This window comes from Marinococcus halophilus (genome assembly GCF_900166605.1).
Taxonomy (GTDB): Bacteria; Bacillota; Bacilli; order Bacillales; family Marinococcaceae; genus Marinococcus; species Marinococcus halophilus.
The window spans coordinates 1,977,470-1,998,377 of sequence record NZ_FVZD01000006.1 but is presented as its reverse complement, the minus strand read 5'-3'; the positions used below and the strand labels follow the sequence as shown (position 1 = coordinate 1,998,377).

Annotated in this window: 21 protein-coding genes; 19 read left to right on the top strand and 2 right to left on the bottom strand. The window is 47.7% G+C overall.

Annotated features, from left to right (window positions below):
* Position 1 precedes the first annotated feature (1 nt).
* Both hemE and hemH read left to right on the top strand, forming a co-directional pair.
* On the top strand, positions 2 to 1,054 hold the full coding sequence (hemE, locus tag B5066_RS16205) for a uroporphyrinogen decarboxylase (RefSeq protein ID WP_079476923.1): 1,053 nt from the start codon (positions 2 to 4) through the stop codon (positions 1,052 to 1,054).
* Positions 1,051 to 1,983 carry a ferrochelatase gene (gene hemH, locus B5066_RS16200; protein WP_079476922.1) on the top strand — a complete coding sequence of 311 codons (933 nt, stop codon included), beginning with the start codon at positions 1,051 to 1,053 and terminating at the stop codon, positions 1,981 to 1,983. The genes hemE and hemH overlap by 4 nt, the downstream gene beginning before the upstream one ends.
* Before the next feature lie 47 nt (positions 1,984 to 2,030).
* On the opposite strand, the gene B5066_RS16195 is transcribed toward hemH, so the two are convergent.
* Positions 2,031 to 2,984 (bottom strand): agmatinase family protein, encoded by a 954-nt coding sequence (locus tag B5066_RS16195; protein ID WP_079476921.1) that lies wholly within the window; start codon positions 2,982 to 2,984, stop codon positions 2,031 to 2,033.
* A 179-nt stretch (positions 2,985 to 3,163) separates the two neighbouring features.
* On the opposite strand from B5066_RS16195, the gene B5066_RS16190 reads away from it, so the two are divergent.
* The 4 genes from B5066_RS16190 to pheA are packed head-to-tail and all read left to right on the top strand — an operon-like array spanning position 3,164 to position 6,433.
* Complete coding sequence (locus B5066_RS16190) at positions 3,164 to 3,715, top strand: Spo0B C-terminal domain-containing protein (protein WP_079476920.1); 552 nt, start codon at positions 3,164 to 3,166, stop codon at positions 3,713 to 3,715.
* Positions 3,716 to 3,728: 13 nt separating this feature from the next.
* Entirely contained in the window at positions 3,729 to 5,018 is a 1,290-nt protein-coding gene (obgE, locus tag B5066_RS16185; RefSeq protein ID WP_079476919.1) for a GTPase ObgE, read from the top strand.
* 55 nt (positions 5,019 to 5,073) lie between these two features.
* Entirely contained in the window at positions 5,074 to 5,514 is a 441-nt protein-coding gene (locus B5066_RS16180; protein WP_269845155.1) for an ACT domain-containing protein, read from the top strand.
* Between the two features lie 28 nt (positions 5,515 to 5,542).
* Positions 5,543 to 6,433, top strand: coding sequence for a prephenate dehydratase (gene pheA / locus B5066_RS16175; RefSeq protein WP_079476917.1), 891 nt, complete (start codon positions 5,543 to 5,545; stop codon positions 6,431 to 6,433).
* On the opposite strand, the gene B5066_RS16170 is transcribed toward pheA, so the two are convergent.
* Entirely contained in the window at positions 6,430 to 6,987 is a 558-nt protein-coding gene (locus B5066_RS16170; RefSeq protein ID WP_079476916.1) for a transcription repressor NadR, read from the bottom strand. The two genes, pheA and B5066_RS16170, sit on opposite strands and share 4 nt — an antisense overlap.
* Positions 6,988 to 7,111: 124 nt before the next feature.
* Between B5066_RS16170 and B5066_RS16165 the strand changes: the two genes are divergently transcribed.
* The 13 genes from B5066_RS16165 to B5066_RS16110 all read left to right on the top strand — a co-directional run bounded on the left by B5066_RS16165 (position 7,112) and on the right by B5066_RS16110 (position 20,903).
* Positions 7,112 to 7,870 (top strand): YebC/PmpR family DNA-binding transcriptional regulator, encoded by a 759-nt coding sequence (locus B5066_RS16165; protein ID WP_079476915.1) that lies wholly within the window; start codon positions 7,112 to 7,114, stop codon positions 7,868 to 7,870.
* A 140-nt stretch (positions 7,871 to 8,010) separates the two neighbouring features.
* On the top strand, positions 8,011 to 8,619 hold the full coding sequence (gene ruvA, locus B5066_RS16160) for a Holliday junction branch migration protein RuvA (protein WP_079476914.1): 609 nt from the start codon (positions 8,011 to 8,013) through the stop codon (positions 8,617 to 8,619).
* A gap of 24 nt (positions 8,620 to 8,643) precedes the next feature.
* A complete protein-coding gene (gene ruvB / locus B5066_RS16155; protein WP_079476913.1) occupies positions 8,644 to 9,651 on the top strand; it encodes a Holliday junction branch migration DNA helicase RuvB in 1,008 nt (335 codons plus the stop codon).
* Positions 9,652 to 9,767: 116 nt separating this feature from the next.
* On the top strand, positions 9,768 to 10,811 hold the full coding sequence (gene queA, locus B5066_RS16150; RefSeq protein WP_079476912.1) for a tRNA preQ1(34) S-adenosylmethionine ribosyltransferase-isomerase QueA: 1,044 nt from the start codon (positions 9,768 to 9,770) through the stop codon (positions 10,809 to 10,811).
* Positions 10,808 to 11,947: a tRNA guanosine(34) transglycosylase Tgt gene (gene tgt, locus B5066_RS16145; RefSeq protein ID WP_079476911.1), complete on the top strand. Its 1,140-nt coding sequence runs from the start codon at positions 10,808 to 10,810 to the stop codon at positions 11,945 to 11,947. The genes queA and tgt overlap by 4 nt, the downstream gene beginning before the upstream one ends.
* Before the next feature lie 33 nt (positions 11,948 to 11,980).
* Positions 11,981 to 12,232, top strand: coding sequence for a preprotein translocase subunit YajC (gene yajC, locus B5066_RS16140; protein ID WP_261763944.1), 252 nt, complete (start codon positions 11,981 to 11,983; stop codon positions 12,230 to 12,232).
* A gap of 114 nt (positions 12,233 to 12,346) precedes the next feature.
* Complete coding sequence (locus B5066_RS16135) at positions 12,347 to 12,667, top strand: post-transcriptional regulator (protein WP_179124141.1); 321 nt, start codon at positions 12,347 to 12,349, stop codon at positions 12,665 to 12,667.
* 159 nt (positions 12,668 to 12,826) lie between these two features.
* Positions 12,827 to 14,128 (top strand): protein translocase subunit SecD, encoded by a 1,302-nt coding sequence (gene secD, locus B5066_RS16875; RefSeq protein ID WP_179124140.1) that lies wholly within the window; start codon positions 12,827 to 12,829, stop codon positions 14,126 to 14,128.
* Positions 14,118 to 15,065, top strand: coding sequence for a protein translocase subunit SecF (gene secF, locus B5066_RS16870; RefSeq protein WP_179124139.1), 948 nt, complete (start codon positions 14,118 to 14,120; stop codon positions 15,063 to 15,065). Before secD ends, secF begins: the two co-directional genes overlap by 11 nt.
* A gap of 99 nt (positions 15,066 to 15,164) precedes the next feature.
* Positions 15,165 to 15,485 (top strand): LapA family protein, encoded by a 321-nt coding sequence (locus B5066_RS16125; protein WP_079476909.1) that lies wholly within the window; start codon positions 15,165 to 15,167, stop codon positions 15,483 to 15,485.
* A gap of 164 nt (positions 15,486 to 15,649) precedes the next feature.
* Positions 15,650 to 18,013, top strand: a complete 2,364-nt coding sequence (recJ, locus tag B5066_RS16120) for a single-stranded-DNA-specific exonuclease RecJ (RefSeq protein WP_079476908.1) — start codon at positions 15,650 to 15,652, stop codon at positions 18,011 to 18,013.
* Positions 18,003 to 18,524: an adenine phosphoribosyltransferase gene (locus tag B5066_RS16115; protein ID WP_079476907.1), complete on the top strand. Its 522-nt coding sequence runs from the start codon at positions 18,003 to 18,005 to the stop codon at positions 18,522 to 18,524. Before recJ ends, B5066_RS16115 begins: the two co-directional genes overlap by 11 nt.
* A gap of 198 nt (positions 18,525 to 18,722) precedes the next feature.
* Positions 18,723 to 20,903, top strand: a complete 2,181-nt coding sequence (locus B5066_RS16110) for a RelA/SpoT family protein (protein ID WP_079476906.1) — start codon at positions 18,723 to 18,725, stop codon at positions 20,901 to 20,903.
* The last annotated feature ends 5 nt before the right edge of the window (positions 20,904 to 20,908 follow it).

Genomic DNA, 20,908 nt, shown 5'->3' with positions numbered 1-20,908 from the left:
AATGAAAGAGACTATATACAATAATACTTTTTTAGAAGCAGCAGGAGGAAACTATACTGGCCACGTGCCGGTATGGTACATGCGGCAGGCGGGCAGGTCCCAGCCGGAATACCGTAAATTGAAAGAGCAGTATTCGCTGGTGGAGATTACCCATGACCCCGAGCTGTGTGCGTACGTAACCCGGCTGCCGGTGGAACAGTACCAAAACGATGCGGCAATTTTATATAAAGACATTATGACCCCGCTGCCGTCTATCGGCGTAGATGTGGAAATAAAGCCGGGAGTCGGTCCGGTGATTGACCGTCCGATCGAAACACTGGCCGATGTACAGAAGCTTGGTGCGCTTGAGCCTGAAAAGGATATTGACTATGTACTTGAGACTATCCGTTTGTTGCGCGAGCAGCTGAATGTGCCGTTGATCAGCTTCAGCGGGGCTCCTTTTACCCTAGCGAGTTACATGATTGAAGGCGGCCCGTCGAAAAATTACCACCGGACGAAAAGCTTTATGTACTCCCAGCCGGATGCCTGGTTTGCTTTAATGGATACGCTCGGCGATATGGTTATCCGGTACGCTGGTGCCCAAATACAGGCCGGTGCCCAGGCGATTCAAATTTTCGACTCCTGGGTCGGGGCGCTGAATGCTCCGGATTACCGTCAGTATGTGAAGCCTGTCATGAGCAGGATATTTGCGGCTCTGGAAGAAAAGAATGTGCCGGTTTCTATGTTTGGCGTCGGAGCCGGTCATCTGCTCGAAGATTGGAACGACCTGCCCCTTTCCATTATTGGACTGGACTGGCGGACCTCCATTCTTGAAGCGAGGAACCGGGGGGTTACAAAGACACTTCAGGGCAATCTGGATCCGAGCCTGCTGCTTGCCCCGTGGCCGGAAATAGAGAAAAGAGCGGCTGCCATTATTGATGAGGGCATTCAGCATCCCGGATTTATTTTTAATTTGGGTCACGGTGTATTTCCGGATGTGAAGCCGGAAACGTTGAAACGTTTAACAGCTTTCGTTCATGAATATTCGAAAGAACAATTGGAGGGAAGACGATGAAAAAGAAAACCGGCCTTTTGGTTATGGCTTACGGAACTCCGAGAAGCCTTGACGAAGTGGAAAGCTATTATACCCATATCCGTCGCGGAAATAAGCCTTCCGAAGAAGCATTGGAGGACCTTGTTTCCCGATATAAAGCAATCGGAGGTGTTTCGCCGCTTGCAAAAATCACGGAGGACCAGGCTTACGGTTTGGGCGAAGTGATGAATGAACGCCATCCTGATCGTGAATTTCATGTATATATCGGGTTAAAGCATATCGATCCATTTATCGAAGATGCTGTCGCTGAGATGAAAAAGGATGGTATCGAAGAGGTATACAGCATTGTATTGGCGCCGCATTTTTCAACCTTCAGCGTGAAGTCCTATAACGGGCGAGCCCAGGAAGAATCTTCCCGTATCAATGGTCCGGCGATTCACAGCGTAGAAAGCTGGTATGACCAGCCGAAGTTTCTGCATTACTGGGCGGAGCGGGTACGTACACTGCTTGACGGACTCGATGAAGAAAAAACATGTGTAATTTTTTCTGCCCACAGTCTTCCAGAAAAAATTATTGCGAAAGGCGACCCGTATCCGGAGCAGCTGAAAGAAACAGCTCAATGGATCGCGGAGCGGGCGAATGTCAAGCACTATGATATTGGCTGGCAAAGTGAGGGGAACACCCCGGACCCGTGGCTCGGACCGGATGTGCAGGACTTGACGAAGGATCTGCATCATCAATACGGCTACGAGTCGTTTGTCTACTGCCCGGTTGGGTTTGTGGCCGATCATCTCGAAGTGCTGTTTGATAACGATGTTGAGTGTAAAGACGCTTGTGATAGTGTGGGAGCGGCGTACTACCGGCCGGAAATGCCAAACAGCCAGCGTGAATTTTTAGAGGCGCTCGGCGATGCGATTGATTCGTTAGTAGAACAAAAAGTTTCTTCATAATTTAAAAAGGCACCCTTTCGTCAGCGAAAGGGTGCCTTTTATATCCTCTAAGCTTTTCCTTCCTGTTTTAATCTGCCGGCAAGCACATAAAGTATAGCCAACGTGACAAAATGGGAGGAGAAATCATTTTGATCCTGCTGCGGATAGACTTCAACGAAATCCATGCCACAAACACCGTAACTACCGAATTCGTGAATGAGAGTGAGCAGCTGTTCGGGATGGAGCCCGTTAGCATCTGCCGGGCCTCCCGGGTTATAGGCATAATCTAAAATATCGCTGCAGATACTTAAATACACTTCATCAGTCCCATCAGCGGCGATATCATAAACTTCCTTAGCAAATGCTTTTAAATCAGGAGCGCTCCGGATTTTATCAATGGTAATCGTAACGGCTCCTGCCTCTTTGGCGGATCTGCCGTTAACGGCTTTATTACGTGGGCCGTGAATGCCGAGATGCACAAGACTTTCATTTCTCACCTGCTCATATTCATACATACGGGCGAACGGAGAGCCGCGCCCAAATTCGTCTCCCATCGATTCATCGTTATTATCAAAATGGGCGTCGATATGGATGATACCAATTTTCTTACCAGTAGTTTCACCAAGAGCCCGTACCACCGGGTAAGTGATGCCGTGATCACCTCCAAGGCCAACCGGAAAAGTGCCGGAAGCCCATAAAGACGAAGCGAATGATTGAATCGTTTCCATAGTGGCAGGTACGTCAGCTGGAATAGTAGAAACGTCACCGGCATCTGCGAGACTGTAGTAACTTAGTACGTCAATATCGTCAAGCTCCGGCAGGTAGCCGCTGTAACGTTCGGAGCACTGGCGGATTACCTTCGGGCCAAGCTCGCATCCTGTATACGCTCCCCAGGTAACTGCTCCCTCCCACGGCACTCCGTAAATAGTAGCGTGATAGTTTGCTGCCTGCGCCAAATCCTTTGCTACCGAAGAAGCATGAAGGAAGGTCGGTGTATTTCCGTAAATGAGCGGTCGATTCATATGTCAGCACCCTCTCTGTGTATGGTTTCTAATATATAGGGAGTGAAGAAGTGTACATGCCCGGATACGTTTACCCCGTGACATGTGATACAATAAAGTGTACCATATGTGAGTAGTTTTGCGTTCGAAGCAGAGGGACAAAACGATACAGGGGCAACGTGGAAAGGCGGGGAGCTCAGATGAACGCTGAAGAAAAATTGGAGATATTGAAGCATTCCCGTCACGACTGGATGAATGTCCTTCAGCTGCTGAAAACACATGCTGCGCTTGGCAAAATAGAGGAGCTTCAAAGAGTGATCGAAAAGACGACGTTTAAAGCCTCCCATGAAGCCAAGCTGTCAAATGTACAGGCTCCGGCGTTTGCTTTGGAGCTGATCACGTTTCACTGGGAAGAGCACTGGTTTTCCATCGATTTTGAAGTGGAGGATGCATTCAGTGCCCGGCCGGATGATCAAATTTGGACTCGTTTTTTTCAAGGTTTGGCATCATGCATTGATGAGCAGGCCGAGCGCACGCGAGATAACCACCTCGAAATTTCCATCAACCAGAATGACGGGGGGGTTCCGTGTCTGGAACTGGATTTTGAAGGAGAATTAAAGAGCCCGAAGAGGCTTGAGCAATGGATACGAAAAGAGTCCGTAATGATAGATATGATTGAGTATATAGAAGTAAGTAAAGAACACCTATATTGCGTCATTGTCGATCAAGCAGGCGGTCAGAAAGAATACTAATGAGGTGAATGAGTTGTTTGTAGATCACGTAAATTTATATGTAAAAGGCGGCGATGGCGGAGATGGCATGGTCGCCTTTCGTCGGGAAAAGTATGTTCCGGACGGCGGGCCCGCCGGAGGCGACGGAGGCAGAGGCGCGGATGTAGTTTTTGAGGTGGACGAAGGACTCAGAACATTGATGGACTTTCGGTATCAGCGCCACTTTAAAGCAAAGCGCGGAGATAACGGCCGATCCAAGAACCAGCACGGTAGAGGCGGAGAAGACTTAATCGTCCGCGTGCCGCCGGGCACCATCATCCGCGACCGCAACTCCGAGGTCATGATCGCGGATTTAACAGAGCATAAACAGCGGGTAGTAGTGGCAAAAGGCGGCCGTGGCGGTCGTGGAAACACCCGATTTGCTTCGCCTTCCAACCCTGCTCCGGAGATCAGTGAAAAGGGCGAGCCCGCGGAAGAAAAAGACATTCAGCTGGAGCTGAAGGTACTGGCAGATGTTGGTCTTGTCGGTTTCCCAAGTGTTGGAAAATCCACGCTTTTGTCCATTGTCTCAGCGGCTCGGCCAAAGATTGCTGACTACCCCTTTACCACGCTAAAGCCGAACCTTGGAGTGGTGGACGCCGGGGAAGGAAAAAGCTTCGTAATGGCAGATCTTCCGGGACTTATTGCCGGAGCTCATGAAGGCGTTGGACTTGGAGCCCAGTTTTTGCGGCATATTGAACGGACGCGGGTGCTTGTGCATATTGTGGATATGGCTGGCGAGCTTGAAGGCCGGGACCCGTTTGAGGATTTTCAGCAAATTAATGCGGAGCTGCGGGAGCACAACCTTCGGCTGCTTGAACGCCCAATGGTAGTAATGGCTAATAAAATGGATATGCCAGGTACAGACCAACAGCTTGAAGAGTTTAAAAAGAAGCTCCCGGAAGGCATTGAAGTTTTTCCAGTATCCACGCTTAGAAAGCAGGGTATTCAACCGCTTCTGCAAAGAGTCGCGGACCTGGTGGAAACGACTCCTGCGTTTCATTTATACGACGAAGAGGATCAGGAAGAAAAAGTGGTGTACACGCTCGATGAAAAAGAAGCTCCGTTTTATATCGGCCGTGCCGACGACGGTGCTTATGTATTGTACGGGCCGGACATCGAAAAGCACTATAGGATGGCGGACCTCTCCCACGAAGATTCGATGCAGCGCTTTTCGAGAAAAATGCGCAACATGGGCGTCGACGAAGCGCTGCGCGAACGCGGTGCTAAGCACGGAGATACAGTAAGATTATTAGATTTTGAGTTTGAATTTGTTGATGGATAACCAGCCAGTATAAATCAGAGTATAAAAGAGTGTGGTGAAAGCAGTGGCAGACAGAATTGATCATTTCTACCTTGTACGGGAAGATCTGTTGACAGATGCAATGCAAAAAACGTTGGAAGCAAAAGCACTGCTCGAAAGCGGGAAAGTGCACAAGGTAGCGGAAGCGGTACAGCATGTGGATCTGAGCCGCAGCGCGTTTTACAAATACCGGGATGCTATTTTCCCGTTCCATACGATGATACAGGAGCAGATTATTACATTATCGATTCAGCTTGCCGATCGTTCCGGTTCCCTTTCGGAACTGCTTCGTATTGTGGCAGAAGCGAATTCGAACGTACTGACCATTAATCAGACGATCCCGCTGCAGGGAAGGGCAAACATTACATTGACTGTCGACACTTCAGCGCTCAGTCTGGAAATCCGTGACTTTGTACGTAAAATTCAAGGGATGGAATTTGTGGAAAAAGCTGAAATAGTGGGATCCGGATCGCTGTAAGGAGTAGAAAGGTAAAGGAGTGGAGAGAGTGAAGCGAGTGGGATATCTTGGTCCGAGAGGAACTTTTACAGAAATGGCGGCCCGGGTGCTTTTTGATGAGCAGCTGCTTGAGCCCTTTGATACAATTGCAGAAGGGATGAAGCGGGCAGAGCAGCAGGAGATAGATCTTGCTGTCGTACCGCTTGAAAACGCAATCGAAGGATCGGTGAATGTGACTCTTGACTATTTAATTCATAAACATGAGCTGCCGATTATTGGAGAAGTAACTGTGCCGATTGAACAGCACCTGCTGGCTCTTCCAGAAAATAAAGAACACTGGGAGCAGGCGGAATTTGTACATTCACACCCGCATGCTATCGCCCAATGCCATGAATTTTTAACCCGGTGGATGCCGCAAACAAAAGCCCAGTTTACGAATTCCACAAGTGCTGCTGCAAAGAAGCTGAGTGAAGGTACGGCCGGAGGCGTGGTAATTGCGACCAGGCTTGCTGCCGAGCAGTATGGCCTGGAGGTTGTAAAGGAAAACATTCATGACTATACGAATAATCATACACGCTTTGTGGTGCTTGCAGGCAGCGATGAGCGAACAGAAAATCTTTCGGATGAAAAGAAAATAACAGAGCGGACGACGATGGTGATCACGCTGCCATCTGACTACCCTGGCGCATTGCATCAGGTGCTGGCAGCTTTTTCATGGCGGAAATTAAATCTGACAAAAATTGAATCCCGGCCAATGAAGACCGGGATTGGAAATTACTTTTTTGTGATGGATGTGGAACAGCCCGAAGATGATGTACTGATCCCCGGAGTCATTGCTGAACTTGAAGCCCTCGGATTCGGCGTACGGGTTCTCGGGCACTATCCGTGCTTTGAACTCTCTTCGACAGAAGCGAAAGTAAATAGCAGGACAACAGGCTAATCGTCTTCATCGATCAGGTAGCCGTGTTTTTGCAAAGCATCAAGCAGAACGTTGAACTGGGCGTGTGAAGAAATTTCAATTGTATGAAGGTGTACCCCGGCGGTCAGTTCTGAGAGCATGGAAGCATTTGTCCTTCTCATATTTTCAATAAAACGGTCCGCGCCGATCCGGCTTTCAATCATTAAGGATGCAGTAATGTCCCCGTAAACGGGGTGCTCAACGGATACGTCGAGAACCTTCCCCCCGTGATCAACGATTAAGTACAGCTCCTGCAGTGTACTATCCGGATCGGAAGGGTGGGAGACGGCGATACGCTCCCGTACCGTTTGGCCTGCTTCATTGTTTTTCATGATAATGTAGCCCTGAGAAGTAGCGAGAATCGGCTGGCCCTGTGCTTTTAGTAATGACATGTCCTGAACGATCACCTGTCTGCTGACGCTGGCCTTTGAGGCAAGAGAGTTCCCGGTCAACGGCCGGGTAGACGTTTCAAGCCATTCGAGCAGCTGTTTGCGCCGGTCCGCTCCAAGCATTTTTTTCGATGAATGATTAGGCATGGTAATACCTCGCTTTGTTGGTTGCTAATATATATCATAGCGGTAATATGTTTTTATTGTAAATTAAAAGTTGCCGCCGGTTCGTTTTGTGCCGGTCGGTAAAGACAGGAAAGGAGAACCGCCAGTGGCAGGACATTCAAAATGGAACAACATTAAACGGCGTAAAGAAGCCCAGGATTCCAAACGAGCAAAAATTTTCACGAAAATGTCGAAGGAAATTTTCGCCGCTGTCCGGGAAGCAGGGGATGACCCGGACCAGAATCTTCGTTTGCGTATGGCGATTACAAAAGCCCGGGCAGCAAACATTCCGAATGAAAATATAACGCGGACGATTAAAAAAGCAAATGGCCAGGATCAAAGTGTTCAATACGAAGAAATGACATACGAAGGATATGGACCCGGCGGGGCAGCTGTAATGGTAAAAGCATTAACAGATAATAAAAACCGGACTGTGGCCGATATTCGTGCTGCCTTTAATAAAAACGGAGGCAATCTTGGTGAAAACGGCTGCGTGTCTTTTCTTTTCAATAAAGAGGGCTTTCTTGTGGTAGATCGTGAGGATATAGAAACTGATGAAGACACGTTCATGCTTGAAGCGGTGGATGCTGGAGCGAATGATGTGGATTACGATAATCACGGCTTTTACATTTACACCGCGCCTGGCGATTTTGAAGCCGTGAAAGGCGCAATGGAGCGCACGTATCATTTTTCCACGGCTGAAGTTACTATGATCCCGGAGACCAAAGCCCATTTAGAAGACGAGCATGCCAGAAAGATGCTTAGGCTGATTGATACGCTTGAAGATAATGATGATGTGCAGAGTGTATATCACAATTTTGAAGCAGAAGAAGAGCAGATGGAACGCCTGGAAGTTTCCCCGTGACCTTTCACCCTGGTGGTGAAAGGTTTTTGTTGTCCAAGCATACGAGGAACTGCTCCAATAGTTATTTTTCAATCAGCAATATTTTTGCTATGATATAGGAAAACATGTTCGCATTTCAATAAGGCAAGGAGAGGACCGTAGTGATCGAATTCGTAAAGGGACGTGTAGATCATATAAAAGGAGACACCATTACGATTGAAAATAATGGGATCGGCTATTTAATCTATTGCTCCAATCCTTTCGTATTTAACGGCCAGCAGCCGGAGGAAGAGACAGTAGTATATACATATCAGTATGTAAAAGAAGACGTGAACCGCCTGTACGGCTTTCGGTCGCGAAAAGAGCGCGAGTTGTTTGAACAGCTACTGCAGGTATCAGGGATAGGGCCAAAGGGCGCTCAGGCGATCCTTGCATCCGGAGACCCGGGGCAGGTTGTAGGAGCCATCGAAAACGAAGATGAAACGTTTTTGACCAAGTTTCCCGGTGTCGGGAAAAAAACAGCAAAACAGATGATTATTGACCTGAAAGGAAAACTTACCGGCGTGTATGATGCAGTAACCATAGCGGGGGCGCCGGTCTCTCTGCTTGATGAGCAGCAGCCTGGCGGAGACCTTGAAGAAGCACTTGAAGCCCTGGCGGCTCTTGGCTATGGAGAAAAAGAAATCAAAAAAGTACGCCCTCACTTGGAAAAAGAAGAGCTGAGTGCAGATGAATATGTGAGAAAAGCACTGCAATGGATGCTTACTTAGCAGAAAACGGAGGAGGAAAAATTCTTGGAAGATAGAATTGTTTCTCAGGAAGCAGAATCGGGAGAAGATTTAGTGGAACAAAGCATCCGGCCGGATAGGTTGCGTGAGTATATCGGCCAGCGGAAGGTAAAAGAAAACTTGGAGGTGTTTATTGAAGCCGCAAAGCTCCGGGAAGAACCGCTTGATCATACGCTGCTTTACGGCCCGCCAGGACTGGGGAAAACAACGCTTGCTATGATTATTGCAAACGAAATGGATGTGAATATACGGACAACCAGCGGCCCCGCCATTGAACGCCCAGGGGACCTGGCAGCGGTCATGACGGCTCTTGAGCCTGGCGATGTTCTTTTTATTGATGAGATCCACCGGCTCCCCCGGGCGGTGGAGGAAGTGCTCTATCCGGCGATGGAGGATTTTTGTATTGATATTGTAATCGGCAAGGACAGCACGGCACGTTCCGTGCGGCTTGACCTTCCTCCCTTCACGCTGATCGGCGCCACTACAAGAGCTGGCCTGCTGTCCGCGCCGCTCAGGGACCGGTTCGGGGTGCATGCGCGCCTGGAATACTACGTGGAAGAGGATCTGGCTGAAATTGTCCGGCGCTCGGGAGATTTATTCCAGCTTGATATTGATAAAGGCGCAGCGTATGAGCTTGCCAGAAGATCGCGGGGGACTCCCCGGGTGGTGAACCGGCTGCTGCGCCGGGTGCGGGATTTTGCCCAGGTGCAGGGGGATGGAAGCATTACGATGGAGCTGGCAAATCATGCGCTTGAACGCCTGCAGGTGGATAAACTCGGCCTTGACCATATTGATCATAAATACCTGCTCGGTTTAATTGAAACCTTCAGAGGGGGGCCGGCCGGAGTGGAAGCAATAGCAGCAAAAATCGGAGAGGAGGCCCATACGCTTGAAGATGTGTATGAGCCGTACTTGATGCAGATCGGATTTTTGCAGCGGACGCCGCGTGGAAGAAAAGCAGCTCCGCTTGCTTACGAGCATTTCGGTTATCCCTATCAGGGCGAAAATGAATGAGCCACGTTTAAGAAGCCAGCACTTTGAGGTGCTGGATTTCTTTCGTGCATAAATCAGTAAATTCTTATATAATAGCTTTTGGTTTTACGTGATTGAACGAATAGGAAGGGTTAGCCATGAATATAAATGAATTTGATTTTGAACTGCCGGAGGAACTGATTGCGCAGCAGCCGCTGAAGGAACGGGATCAGTCCCGGCTGCTTGTAATGAATACGGGTGCGCGGACGATTGCCCATGAACGTTTTCATCAAATTGAAGATCATCTTGAAGCCGGCGACTGTTTAGTGCTCAACAACACGAAAGTGTGGCCGGCAAGGCTGATAGGAGAAAAAAAGGAAACCGGTGCCGGAATTGAAGTGCTGCTTCTGCAGCAGGAAGGTGACACTTGGGAGACGCTTGTAAAACCGGCGAAAAGAGTTAAGCCGGGAACCGTAGTCACTTTCGGGGATGGCCGTTTGACCGCAGAATGCACGAAGGTGCTCGAGCATGGGGGCCGCGAGATGGTGTTCACGTATGACGGTATTTTTCTTGAAATTCTTCAAGAGCTCGGTGAAATGCCGCTGCCTCCTTATATTAAAGAAAAAATCGAAGACCAGGACCGGTACCAGACTGTATATGCCGAGCATTACGGCTCCGCTGCGGCTCCTACGGCAGGGCTTCACTTTACGACCGAGCTGCTTGAACGCTTAAAAGCAAAAGGGGTGCAAACGGCGCATTTGACGCTGCATGTCGGCCTCGGAACGTTTCGCCCGGTATCTGCTGAAACGGTAGAGGAGCATGATATGCACGCGGAATTTTATCATCTTCCGCAGGAAACTGCCGAAATTTTAAATGAAACGAAATCGGCGGGCAAACGTATAATTGCAGTGGGGACGACGTCAGCGCGTACGCTCGAAACCGTGGCAGGCAAACAGGAAAATGAATTTATGGAAGCAAGGGGCTGGACGGATATTTTCATTTATCCAGGCTACACGTTCCGGGGAATCGACGCTCTTTTGACAAATTTCCATCTGCCAAAGTCTACACTAGTAATGCTTGTGAGCGCTCTGGCCGGAAAGGAATTTCTTTTCCGGGCCTACGAAGAAGCCATACGCGAGAGGTACCGTTTTTTTAGTTTTGGGGATGCAATGCTTATACACTCGGGAGGAAATAACGAATGACCGCAGTAACATATGAACACATTAAGACATGCCGGCAGTCAGGAGCGCGGCTCGGTAAAGTACACACACCGCACGGGTCATTTGACACTCCTGCTTTTATGCCGGTTGGGACGCTGGCCACTGTAAAAACATTGAGCCCGGAAGAACTGGAATCGATGGGTGCAGGAATGATTTTGAGTAACACGTATCATTTATGGATACGGCCCGGCGAAGATATTGTGGAGGAAGCCGGGGGCCTGCATAAATTCATGAACTGGAACAAACCAATTCTCACCGATTCCGGAGGGTTTCAGGTCTTCAGCCTGAGCAAGCTGCGGGATATTAAAGAAGAAGGGGTCCATTTCCGAAACCATATCTCCGGCGCGAAATTATTTCTTTCCCCCGAAAAAGCGATGCAGATTCAAAACTCTCTTGGAGCCGACGTGATGATGGCTTTTGACGAATGTCCGCCTTACCCGGCCGAGGAAGAATACATGAAAGCATCTGTTGAACGTACAACCAGATGGGCCGAACGGTGCCTTGAAGCGCACACGCGTCCAAAAGATCAGGCGCTGTTTGGCATCGTACAGGGCGGAGATTACCAGCATTTGCGTGAAAAATCCGCAAAAGAGTTGATTTCAATGGACTTTCCGGGTTACGCTATAGGCGGATTATCTGTTGGAGAGCCGAAAGAAACGATGAACCGAGTGTTGGAATATACGGCCCCGCTTCTCCCTCAAAACAAACCACGCTATTTGATGGGAGTCGGGTCGGCAGATGCGTTAATTGACGGATCTATCCGCGGGATAGATATGTTTGATTGCGTTCTTCCAACCAGAATCGGTCGAAACGGAACGTGTATGACAAGCAAAGGCAGATTGGTTGTAAGGAACGCTTCAAATGCCAGGGATTTCCGCCCAATAGATGAGGCATGCAGCTGCTATACGTGCCGCAACTACTCGAGGGCCTACATCCGTCATCTGATCAAAAGTGAAGAAACGTTTGGCGTCCGGCTTACTTCGTACCATAACCTGTATTTCTTACTGTCCTTAATGCAGCAAGTACGCGAGGCTATCCAGCAAGATCGTCTGCTCGACTTCAGAGAAACTTTTTTTGAACAATACGGCTTTAACCGTCCGGATGCTAAAAATTTCTAGATCGGGGAAGCTAATGGGACAAGGGGTGAAACAGTGAGTACAATTATTGTATTGGTTTTGATGTTTCTCATATTCTATTTCCTTTTAATTCGTCCGCAGCAAAAGCAGCAGAAACGGATCAAGGAAATGCATGCAAATCTGCAGAAGGGTGACCATATCGTTACTATTGGCGGTATACACGGCACCATTGATGCTATTGATGAAAACAAAATCATCGTGGACGTAGACGGCAGCATGAAATTAACGTTTGACCGGAACGCGGTCCGCGAAACAGTAAATGAATAGTTGGTATAGAATGCAATTCCCGTTTGTGAGTAAACGGGAATTTTTTCATCCTGTGAGAAAAGTTTGTTTGCCACATCTTCATGGTTCAGTATAATGAAAAGCAGGAGGTGCTCTATGGAAAAAGAATGGGAAGAATGGAAACCAGTTGTTTATCCTGCCCTTGAAAGCAAAGTGAAGGAATTTGAAAGCCTCGGCTATAAGAACATACATATCAATGAAATCTGGGAAATGAGCATACGCCAAATGAAGAAGCATCAGGAGGCGCCGGCGTTGCATACAATTGTGCAAACAATCCTCCACATGAAAGCGCACGACTACATGCAACAGAAAACCATTGAGTCATATAAACGAATAGAGGAAAAGAAAAATTATGATGACGCTTTGGAGGATATACTGGCGCAGGTCAGTGGAAATGTAGCAGAAAAGGTCGATTGACATTTAATTCTGCGCATACGTATAATTGCTCTTGTTTGAAAAGCTTAGAGCGGCGTATACAGGGACCTGGAACCAGACGGAAAACTCCGTGCTGGTTTATTTATGGGAGCAGCGGCGTCACGACAACGGCGGATTGAAGCACGGAAGGATGAACCTGTAATGGTAAAGAAATCGCGGATAGTTTATTTCTTTTTAATTATTTTTGCGCTGGCGGCGTTAATGATACCGACCACGGAAAAAATTGTGAACGGTATTGAACTCGGACTTGATCTTCAAGGTGGATTTGAAGTGCTCTATGAAGTGGAGCCGCAGGAAGAAGGACAGGAAATCACAGATGAAACTCTTCAGAATACGGTTGCTGCGTTGACGCAGCGGGTGAACATTTTAGGTGTATCTGAGCCGAATATAACTATTGAAGGGGATAACCGTATACGCGTTCAGCTCGCAGGGGTCGAAGACCAGCAGGCTGCACGGGAGCTGCTTTCCACAGAAGCCGACCTGAGCATTAGGGACGTGGACGATAACGAGCGGCTGTCCGGAAATGATATTCGGGAAAACAGTGCTTCGGTAAACTTCGGCGACGCAAATAACCCTATTGTCACCGTTTCTTTAAAAGATGGGGATCAGTTTGGCGAAGTAACAGAAAATATCATTAACGAGTATTCCCCTCCAAATAATAGGCTGGTGATCTGGCTTGATTATGAAGAGGGAGATTCCTACGAAGAAGAAGCAACGAAGGAAGATCCAAAATTTATTTCTGCCCCCGCAGTAAATGAACCGCTGTATACCCAGGATATTCAGATTGAAGGGGACTTTAGCGTAGAAGAGGCAGAAAATCTTGCGGACATTTTGAATTCAGGCTCGCTTCCTGTAAACCTCGAAGAAGTATATTCGAACTCGGTGGGTGCTTCCTTGGGTGAACAGGCGATGGATAAAACCATTTTTGCGACGTTCATCGGCGTTGGGCTTATTTTCTTATTCATGCTCGTGTATTATCGTTTCACCGGCTTTATCGCTGTGTTAACACTCACCACCTACATTTATTTCGTTCTGGCCGCATTTAACTTTATCCAGGGCGTGCTGACGCTTCCGGGTATAGCGGCTCTTGTTCTCGGGGTCGGTATGGCTGTAGACGCGAACATTATCACATATGAACGGATTAAAGAAGAAATCAAGTACGGCAGGTCTATCTTATCTGCATATCGTTCAGGAGCCAGGCGGTCTCTTGGTACGATTATCGACGCAAACGTCACCACTCTGATTGCCGCCGGTGTGCTTTTCTACTTCGGCACAAGCTCGGTGCAGGGCTTTGCCCTAATGCTGATTGTGAGCATTCTGGTAAGCTTTATTACGGCGGTGCTCGGTACGAGGCTGCTGCTCGGCCTGTGGGTGAACAGCCGGATTTTTAATAAAAAACCGAAAGTGTTTGGCGTAAAGGAGCGTGACATCCATGAACCTTAATAACAGCAAAAAGGTCTTAAAACGGGTGATTCCTTTTGTCAAATTCCGGAACGTCTTTTTTCTGATTACACTTGCATATATTCTTGCCGGGGGTATTTTGTTATCTACAATCGGATTGAATCTGGGTATCGACTTTCAAAGCGGGTCCAGAGTAGAAATTTCAGCACAGGAGCCGTTAACCGAAGAACAGGTGCGCTCGGATTTTGAAGCGGTGGAAGCAAATTTGGAACCGGACGATATCACCCTTGGCGGAGAAAATAATACAATTGCTTCCGCCCGTTTTATCGGGGAGCTTTCCCAGGAAGAGATTGCAGCACTGCAGACGTATTTTGAAGATGAATACGGAAGCATTCCAAATACAAGCACCGTCTCCCCCCAAGTAGGCCAGGAGCTTGCGCAGAATGCGTTCATATCTGTGCTGATTGCTTCGCTCGGTCTGGTGATCTATATTACTATCCGGTTTCAGTTATTATACGGCATCGCTTCGATCGCTGCTTTGCTTCACGATGCGTTCTTCATCATTGGCTTTTTCAGCCTGCTCCAGGTGGAAGTGAATGTGCCGTTTATTGCAGCAGTACTCACGATCGTAGGGTATTCCATTAACGATACGATTGTAACGTTTGACCGGATCCGGGAGAACATGCCGCCGACAGAAGAAATCGAATCGTTTGAAGATCTTGCAGAAGTGGTGGATGTAAGCCTGAACCAGACGCTGGTGCGTTCCATCAATACTGTCTTAACAGTGGTGTTCGCAGCCGCAGCGCTGTTTATCTTTGGCGGCGAAGGTATACGTTCGTTTTCTCTGGCCCTCCTGATCGGCCTGGTTGCCGGAACGTATTCCTCCATATTCCTGGCTGCCCAACTGTGGGTGGTCTGGAACTGGAAAAAAATCAAACGTGAGCGGGAAAAGGCTCCGACAGAAGAACCAGAATCTTAACAGGAAAGCTTCCCTTATGAAAGGGAGGCTTTTTATGGTTATTGTTGCAATTATACGGGTATAATAAAGGAGAAAACAGATTGTGAAAGGAGTGAAAAAATGAAAGCACAAACAGGTTTAATCATGGGACTTATTCTAGCACTTATTATCGCTGTTTTTGCCGTGATTAATGTAAATAGTGTAGAAGTGAATTTGTTGTTTGGAACAGGTGAATGGCCGCTGATCATTGTGATTTTGGTTTCTGTATTACTTGGGGCAATGGTGGCAGGATTTCTCAGTATGTTCCGTATTTATAAGCTGAAAGCAGAAGTACGGCGCCTGCGGAAAGCTACGAACGACAATAGTGCTTCTGTCGGTTCAAGAACAGCCGGGACGGCACATGAAGATGACAATAAAGGAAAATCCAGCCGTTCATCGTAAGTGAAATGATTTTTTGCTTCTTTTCCCGTGCACGGGAGAAGAAGCTTTTTTAATAAGTCATGGAGCAGATAAAATGGCTTTTATCCCGTAAGTATTTTCGGTACAATAGTGAGTGCAGAGAATGATCGTTTGAAACGTTAAAGCAGGAAAAGAGGAAGAGAATTATGCTGCAGTCACGAACAAGGTGGCACCAGCCCGAAGTAGACGAACATCTTGCAGAACAGCTCAAAAAGGAACTGAATGTAAGTGTTCTATCTGCCAGGCTGCTTGCTGCAAGAGGATTTGAATCAGCAGAGAAAGTGCGGCAGATGATCCAGAATGACTGGTCTATTGTACATAACCCGTATTTGCTTGATGGAATGGAAAATGCTGTCCGCCGTATTCAGCAGGCGGTGGAAAATAAAGAACGAATTCTTGTCTTTGGCGACTATGACGCAGACGGAGTATCCAGTACTACAATCATGATCCGGCTGTTATCCGAATTGGGAGCTTCGTTTGGCTGGTATATCCCGAACCGGTTTACGGAAGGGTACGGGCCGAACGTTCCCGCTTTTCAATCTGCCCACGATGAAGGGGCGTCTCTCATCATCACCGTAGATACAGGTATTGCAGCTGTTAAAGAAATCCAGACTGCCAACGATTTAGGCATGGATGTTATTATTACTGACCACCATGAACCTCCGCCGGAGCTTCCGCCCGCATACGCGATTATCAATCCGAAAAAGCCAGGCTGCGGCTACCCGTTTAAAGAACTGGCCGGAGTTGGCGTCGCTTATAAACTGGCCCATGCCCTTCTTCCCGAGGAGCCTGTGCACTGGCTCGATATTGTCACACTTGGCACCATCAGCGATCTTGTGCCGCTCGTGGAAGAAAACCGTCTTTTCGTGCAGCATGGGCTGAAGCTTTTAACAAACAGTAAACTTCCCGGTATTCAGGCGTTAAAGCGAATATGCAGTATTGAAGGAGAGCAGCTTGAAGAAGACCACGTCGGCTTTGCGATGGGGCCGCGTTTAAACGCGGCAGGGCGCATGGAAGAAGCGGACCCTGCTGTTCATCTGCTGACCGCAGGTACGCTCGATGAGGCAGAGTCGTGGGCAGAAATGATCGATGACTTGAACAATGAACGCAAATCGCTTGTTGAAAGCATAACTAAGGAAGCGGTAGAGGAAGTAGAATCAAACTATCCGGTAGAAGAAAATCCATTCATTATAGCAGCCGGAGAAGGATGGAATGCCGGAGTGATTGGCATTGTGGCGAGCCGCCTGGTGGAACGGTATTACCGCCCGGTAATTGTCATAAGTATTGACACGGCAACCGGGGAAGCCAAGGGGTCGGCAAGAAGCATCGAAGGCTTCGATATGTTTCAGGAGCTTTCTAAAAACCGTGACCTGCTCCAAAAATTCGGCGGTCACCCTATGGCTGCAGGGATGTCTCTGGACCCGGCTAATATCAACGCATTGAGAGCCCGTATGGCCTCCCAGGTAGAAGAAACACTGAGTCGTGAGCTGCTGATCCCGGCGACGAATATTGACGTGCACGTTTCGGTAAGTGATATTACAATTGATGCGGTTGAAGATTTGCGGAGTCTTGCGCCATTTGGCGTTGGTAATCCAAAGCCAGTTTTCCGGATTGAAAAAACGCTTCTCGAGTCAGTGAAAACGATAGGAGCCTCGAAGAATCATTTAAAAATGGCGCTTGCAGCCGGTGGGAAAAAACTTGATTGTGTTGGGTTTCATCTCGGCTATTTATCAGAAAATCTGGCAGAAAACGAAGAGGTTTCTGTCGTGGGGGAACTGAGTATCAATGAATGGAACGGCTTTCGGAAACCTCAATTATTTTTGAGAGATGCGAAGGTGGAGCAGATTCAGGTATTTGACCGCAGAAAGGAAAAAAAGATTTCGTTTCCGGATAATAAAGATACGGCGGTTATTGCTTTTACAGAGGAGCAGAGGCAGACTCTGGCAAAATCCGCAGGAGAAGCTGCTATTCTTAACGGCGCTGATACGGAAGGGGAAGCGCATAGCGCGGTCACTGTAGTGATAGCGGACATGCCAGCTTCTCTCAATGAGCTTAAGCAGGCGCTTGCTTTCTTTCCTAAGGCAGCAAATATTTATGTTTATTTACTGGGCAGAGAAAAGGCCTACTTTCATTCGATGCCTTCAAGAGAACAGTTCAAATGGTATTATGCTTTTCTGAAAAAGCGTGGTTCATTTGATCTGAACAATCAGGGAAGGCAGCTGGCAGAGCACAAGCAGTGGAAAACAGAAGATCTGTTTTTTATGAGCCAAGTGTTTTTTGAATTAGGTTTTGTTAGAATGAAAGATGCAGTTGTCTCGGCAGAAGAGAAGCCTGCGAAAAAGGATTTAACCGATTCCCTTTCCTACCAGGAAAAGATGGAGGCAAGAAATGTTGAACAGGAATTAATGTTCACTCCGTTCCCGCAATTAAAAAAACGGATTCTTTCCTGGCTGCCGGAGAAGGACGAAACTATATTAGATGTAAGGAAGAAGGTAAACCATGGACTTTAAAGATTACATAACAGTGATCGAAGATTTTCCGGAAGAAGGCATTCGATTTAAAGATATTACAACCATGATGCAGAACGGGCCTGTATACCGGGAGGCGATTGACAACATGGTGGAGTTTGCCGGAAAACATGATGTCGATGTAATTGTCGGACCGGAAGCCCGGGGGTTCGTTGTCGGCTGCCCAGTGGCATATGCAATGGAGAAAGCATTTGTGCCAATACGTAAAGAAGGAAAACTGCCGCGGGAAACCATTACGGAAGATTACGGTCTCGAATACGGAGAAGCGAGTCTGTCGATTCATACAGACGCTATTAAGCCTGGCCAGCGGGTGCTCATTACTGATGATCTGCTTGCTACTGGCGGCACTGTGAGAGCTACTGTGCAATTGGTGGAAAAGCTGGGAGGAGTCGTAGCAGGCCTCGCGTTTTTCATTGAGCTCTCCTATTTGGATGCAAGAAATAACAAAGATTTAAATGATTATAGTATTTATTCGTTAGTAACTTTTGACTAATAATAATCCTGTTTTAAGCCCCCCGGCCAATCAGTGGTTCGGGGGTTATTATTATACATAGAGGATTTGGCACAGAAAAAAGCTTGAGGCTTGAAATTAGAGCCAATTAGCGTTATATTTCTTCATATTCAGATATTTATGTCCGGTACATGAAACGTGTATTTATTATAAGGTGGAAAGGTGAGTAAGGGTGATTCCATGACGATTGATGAAGTAATGGAAAAAGCGGGCGTTTATTTATCCGAAGCGAATGTCGCTTTTTTGGATAAAGCTTATCATTATGCAGAAAAAGCCCATCAGGAACAGTACCGGAAGTCAGGCGAGCCTTATATCCTGCACCCTATTCAGGTAGCTGGTATTTTAATAGAACTGCAGTTGGATCCTGATACGATCGCGGCTGCTTTTATGCATGATGTGGTTGAAGATACAGAAGTGACCGTCGAAGACCTCGAACGGGAATTTAACAGTGAAGTTGCCATGCTCGTAGATGGCGTCACGAAGCTGAAAAAAATTAAATACAAATCGAAGGAACAGCAGCAGGCAGAAAACCACCGTAAAATGGTAGTAGCAATGGCCAAAGATATCCGGGTGATTCTTATTAAGCTTGCAGACCGCCTGCATAACATGCGGACACTGAAGCACCTTCCACCGGAAAAACAGCGCCGCATTTCGAATGAAACGCTGGAAATTTTTGCTCCACTTGCTCATCGGCTAGGTATTTCCACCATAAAATGGGAGCTGGAGGATACGGCTCTACGCTACCTCGAGCCCCAGCAGTATTACCGAATCGTGAATTTAATGAAACAAAAGCGCGCCGAACGGGAAGAATACATTGATCAGGTAATTGATAACATTCAGGAAAACGTAAACGATTTAAGAATAAATGCCGAAATGTATGGGCGGCCAAAGCACATCTACAGCATTTACCGAAAAATGGTGAAAGATAAAAAGCAGTTTAATGAAATTTATGATCTGCTGGCTGTACGTATTATCGTTGACAGTATTAAAGACTGCTATGCTGTGCTTGGGATTATCCATACCTGTTGGAAGCCGATGCCGGGCCGGTTCAAAGACTATATTGCCATGCCGAAGGCAAATATGTATCAGTCTCTTCACACGACCGTCATCGGGCCGAACGGCGAACCTCTTGAGGTGCAGATCCGCTCCAGGGAAATGCATCGTATCGCTGAATTTGGTGTAGCAGCACACTGGGCGTATAAAGAAGGTAAAGACGCCCAGAACAAAAAGTCGCTTGAAGACAAGCTCACCTGGTTTCGTGAAATTCTGGAATGGCAGGATGATACACCGGACGCCCAGGAGTTCATGGAGTCGCTTAAGATTGATTTGTTTTCCGACATGGTATTTGTATTTACGCCGAAGGGAGACGTCATTGAACTGCCAAGGGGCTCGGTCCCTATTGACTTTGCCTACCGGATTCATACGGAAATCGGCAATCGGTCAATCGGGGCAAAGGTAAATGGAAAAATGGTGCCGCTTGATCACGAATTAACGACCGGCGATATTGTAGAGATGCTTACATCCAAGCATTCCTATGGTCCAAGCCAGGACTGGCTGAAGCTGACCAAAAGCTCTCATGCCAAAAATAAAATTAAGCAGTTTTTCAAAAAAGAACGGCGCGAAGAAAACATTCAAAAAGGCCGGGAAATGGTGGAGCGCGAACTGCGGGCTCAAAACTATGAACCCAAAGATATATTGAACGAAGAAAACCGGCAGGAAACGGCCGACAAATTCAGCTTTTCCAATGACGAAGATATGTTTGCGGCAGTAGGGTATAATGGTGTCAGCCCAAAGCAAATTGTCACCAGGCTGACCGACCGGGCCCGTCAAGAGAGGGAGCAGGCCGCCGAGCAAAAATCGGTAGCTGAAGCCGTCAAAGACGTACAGCCGGCAACGCCGACGAGAAAAACCGGCGCCGGAGTAAGAGTAAAAGGCGTCGATAATCTTCTCGTGCGCCTGTCGCGATGCTGTAACCCGGTGCCGGGCGATGAAATCGTAGGCTTTATTACGAAAGGCCGGGGCGTCTCTGTACACCGGAGCGACTGCCCCAATATTAAAAATGAAGATTCGGAACCGCGTCTATTATCTGTGGAATGGGAAGGCGCGGCAGAGAAATCGAAAAACTACAATGTAGATATCGAAGTGACCGGCTATGACCGGCGGGGGCTGTTAAATGCTGTTCTGCAGGCGGTCACGGAAACGAAAACTAACATGAGCGCCGTCAGCGGCAAAGCAGATAAAAACAAAATGGCTATTATTCACGTAACAGTAAATATCAGCAACACCGATCACTTGCGCCGGGTCGTGGATAAAATTAAGGGGCTCCCCGATATTTATTCTGTACGCCGGGTGATGCATTAACGTTT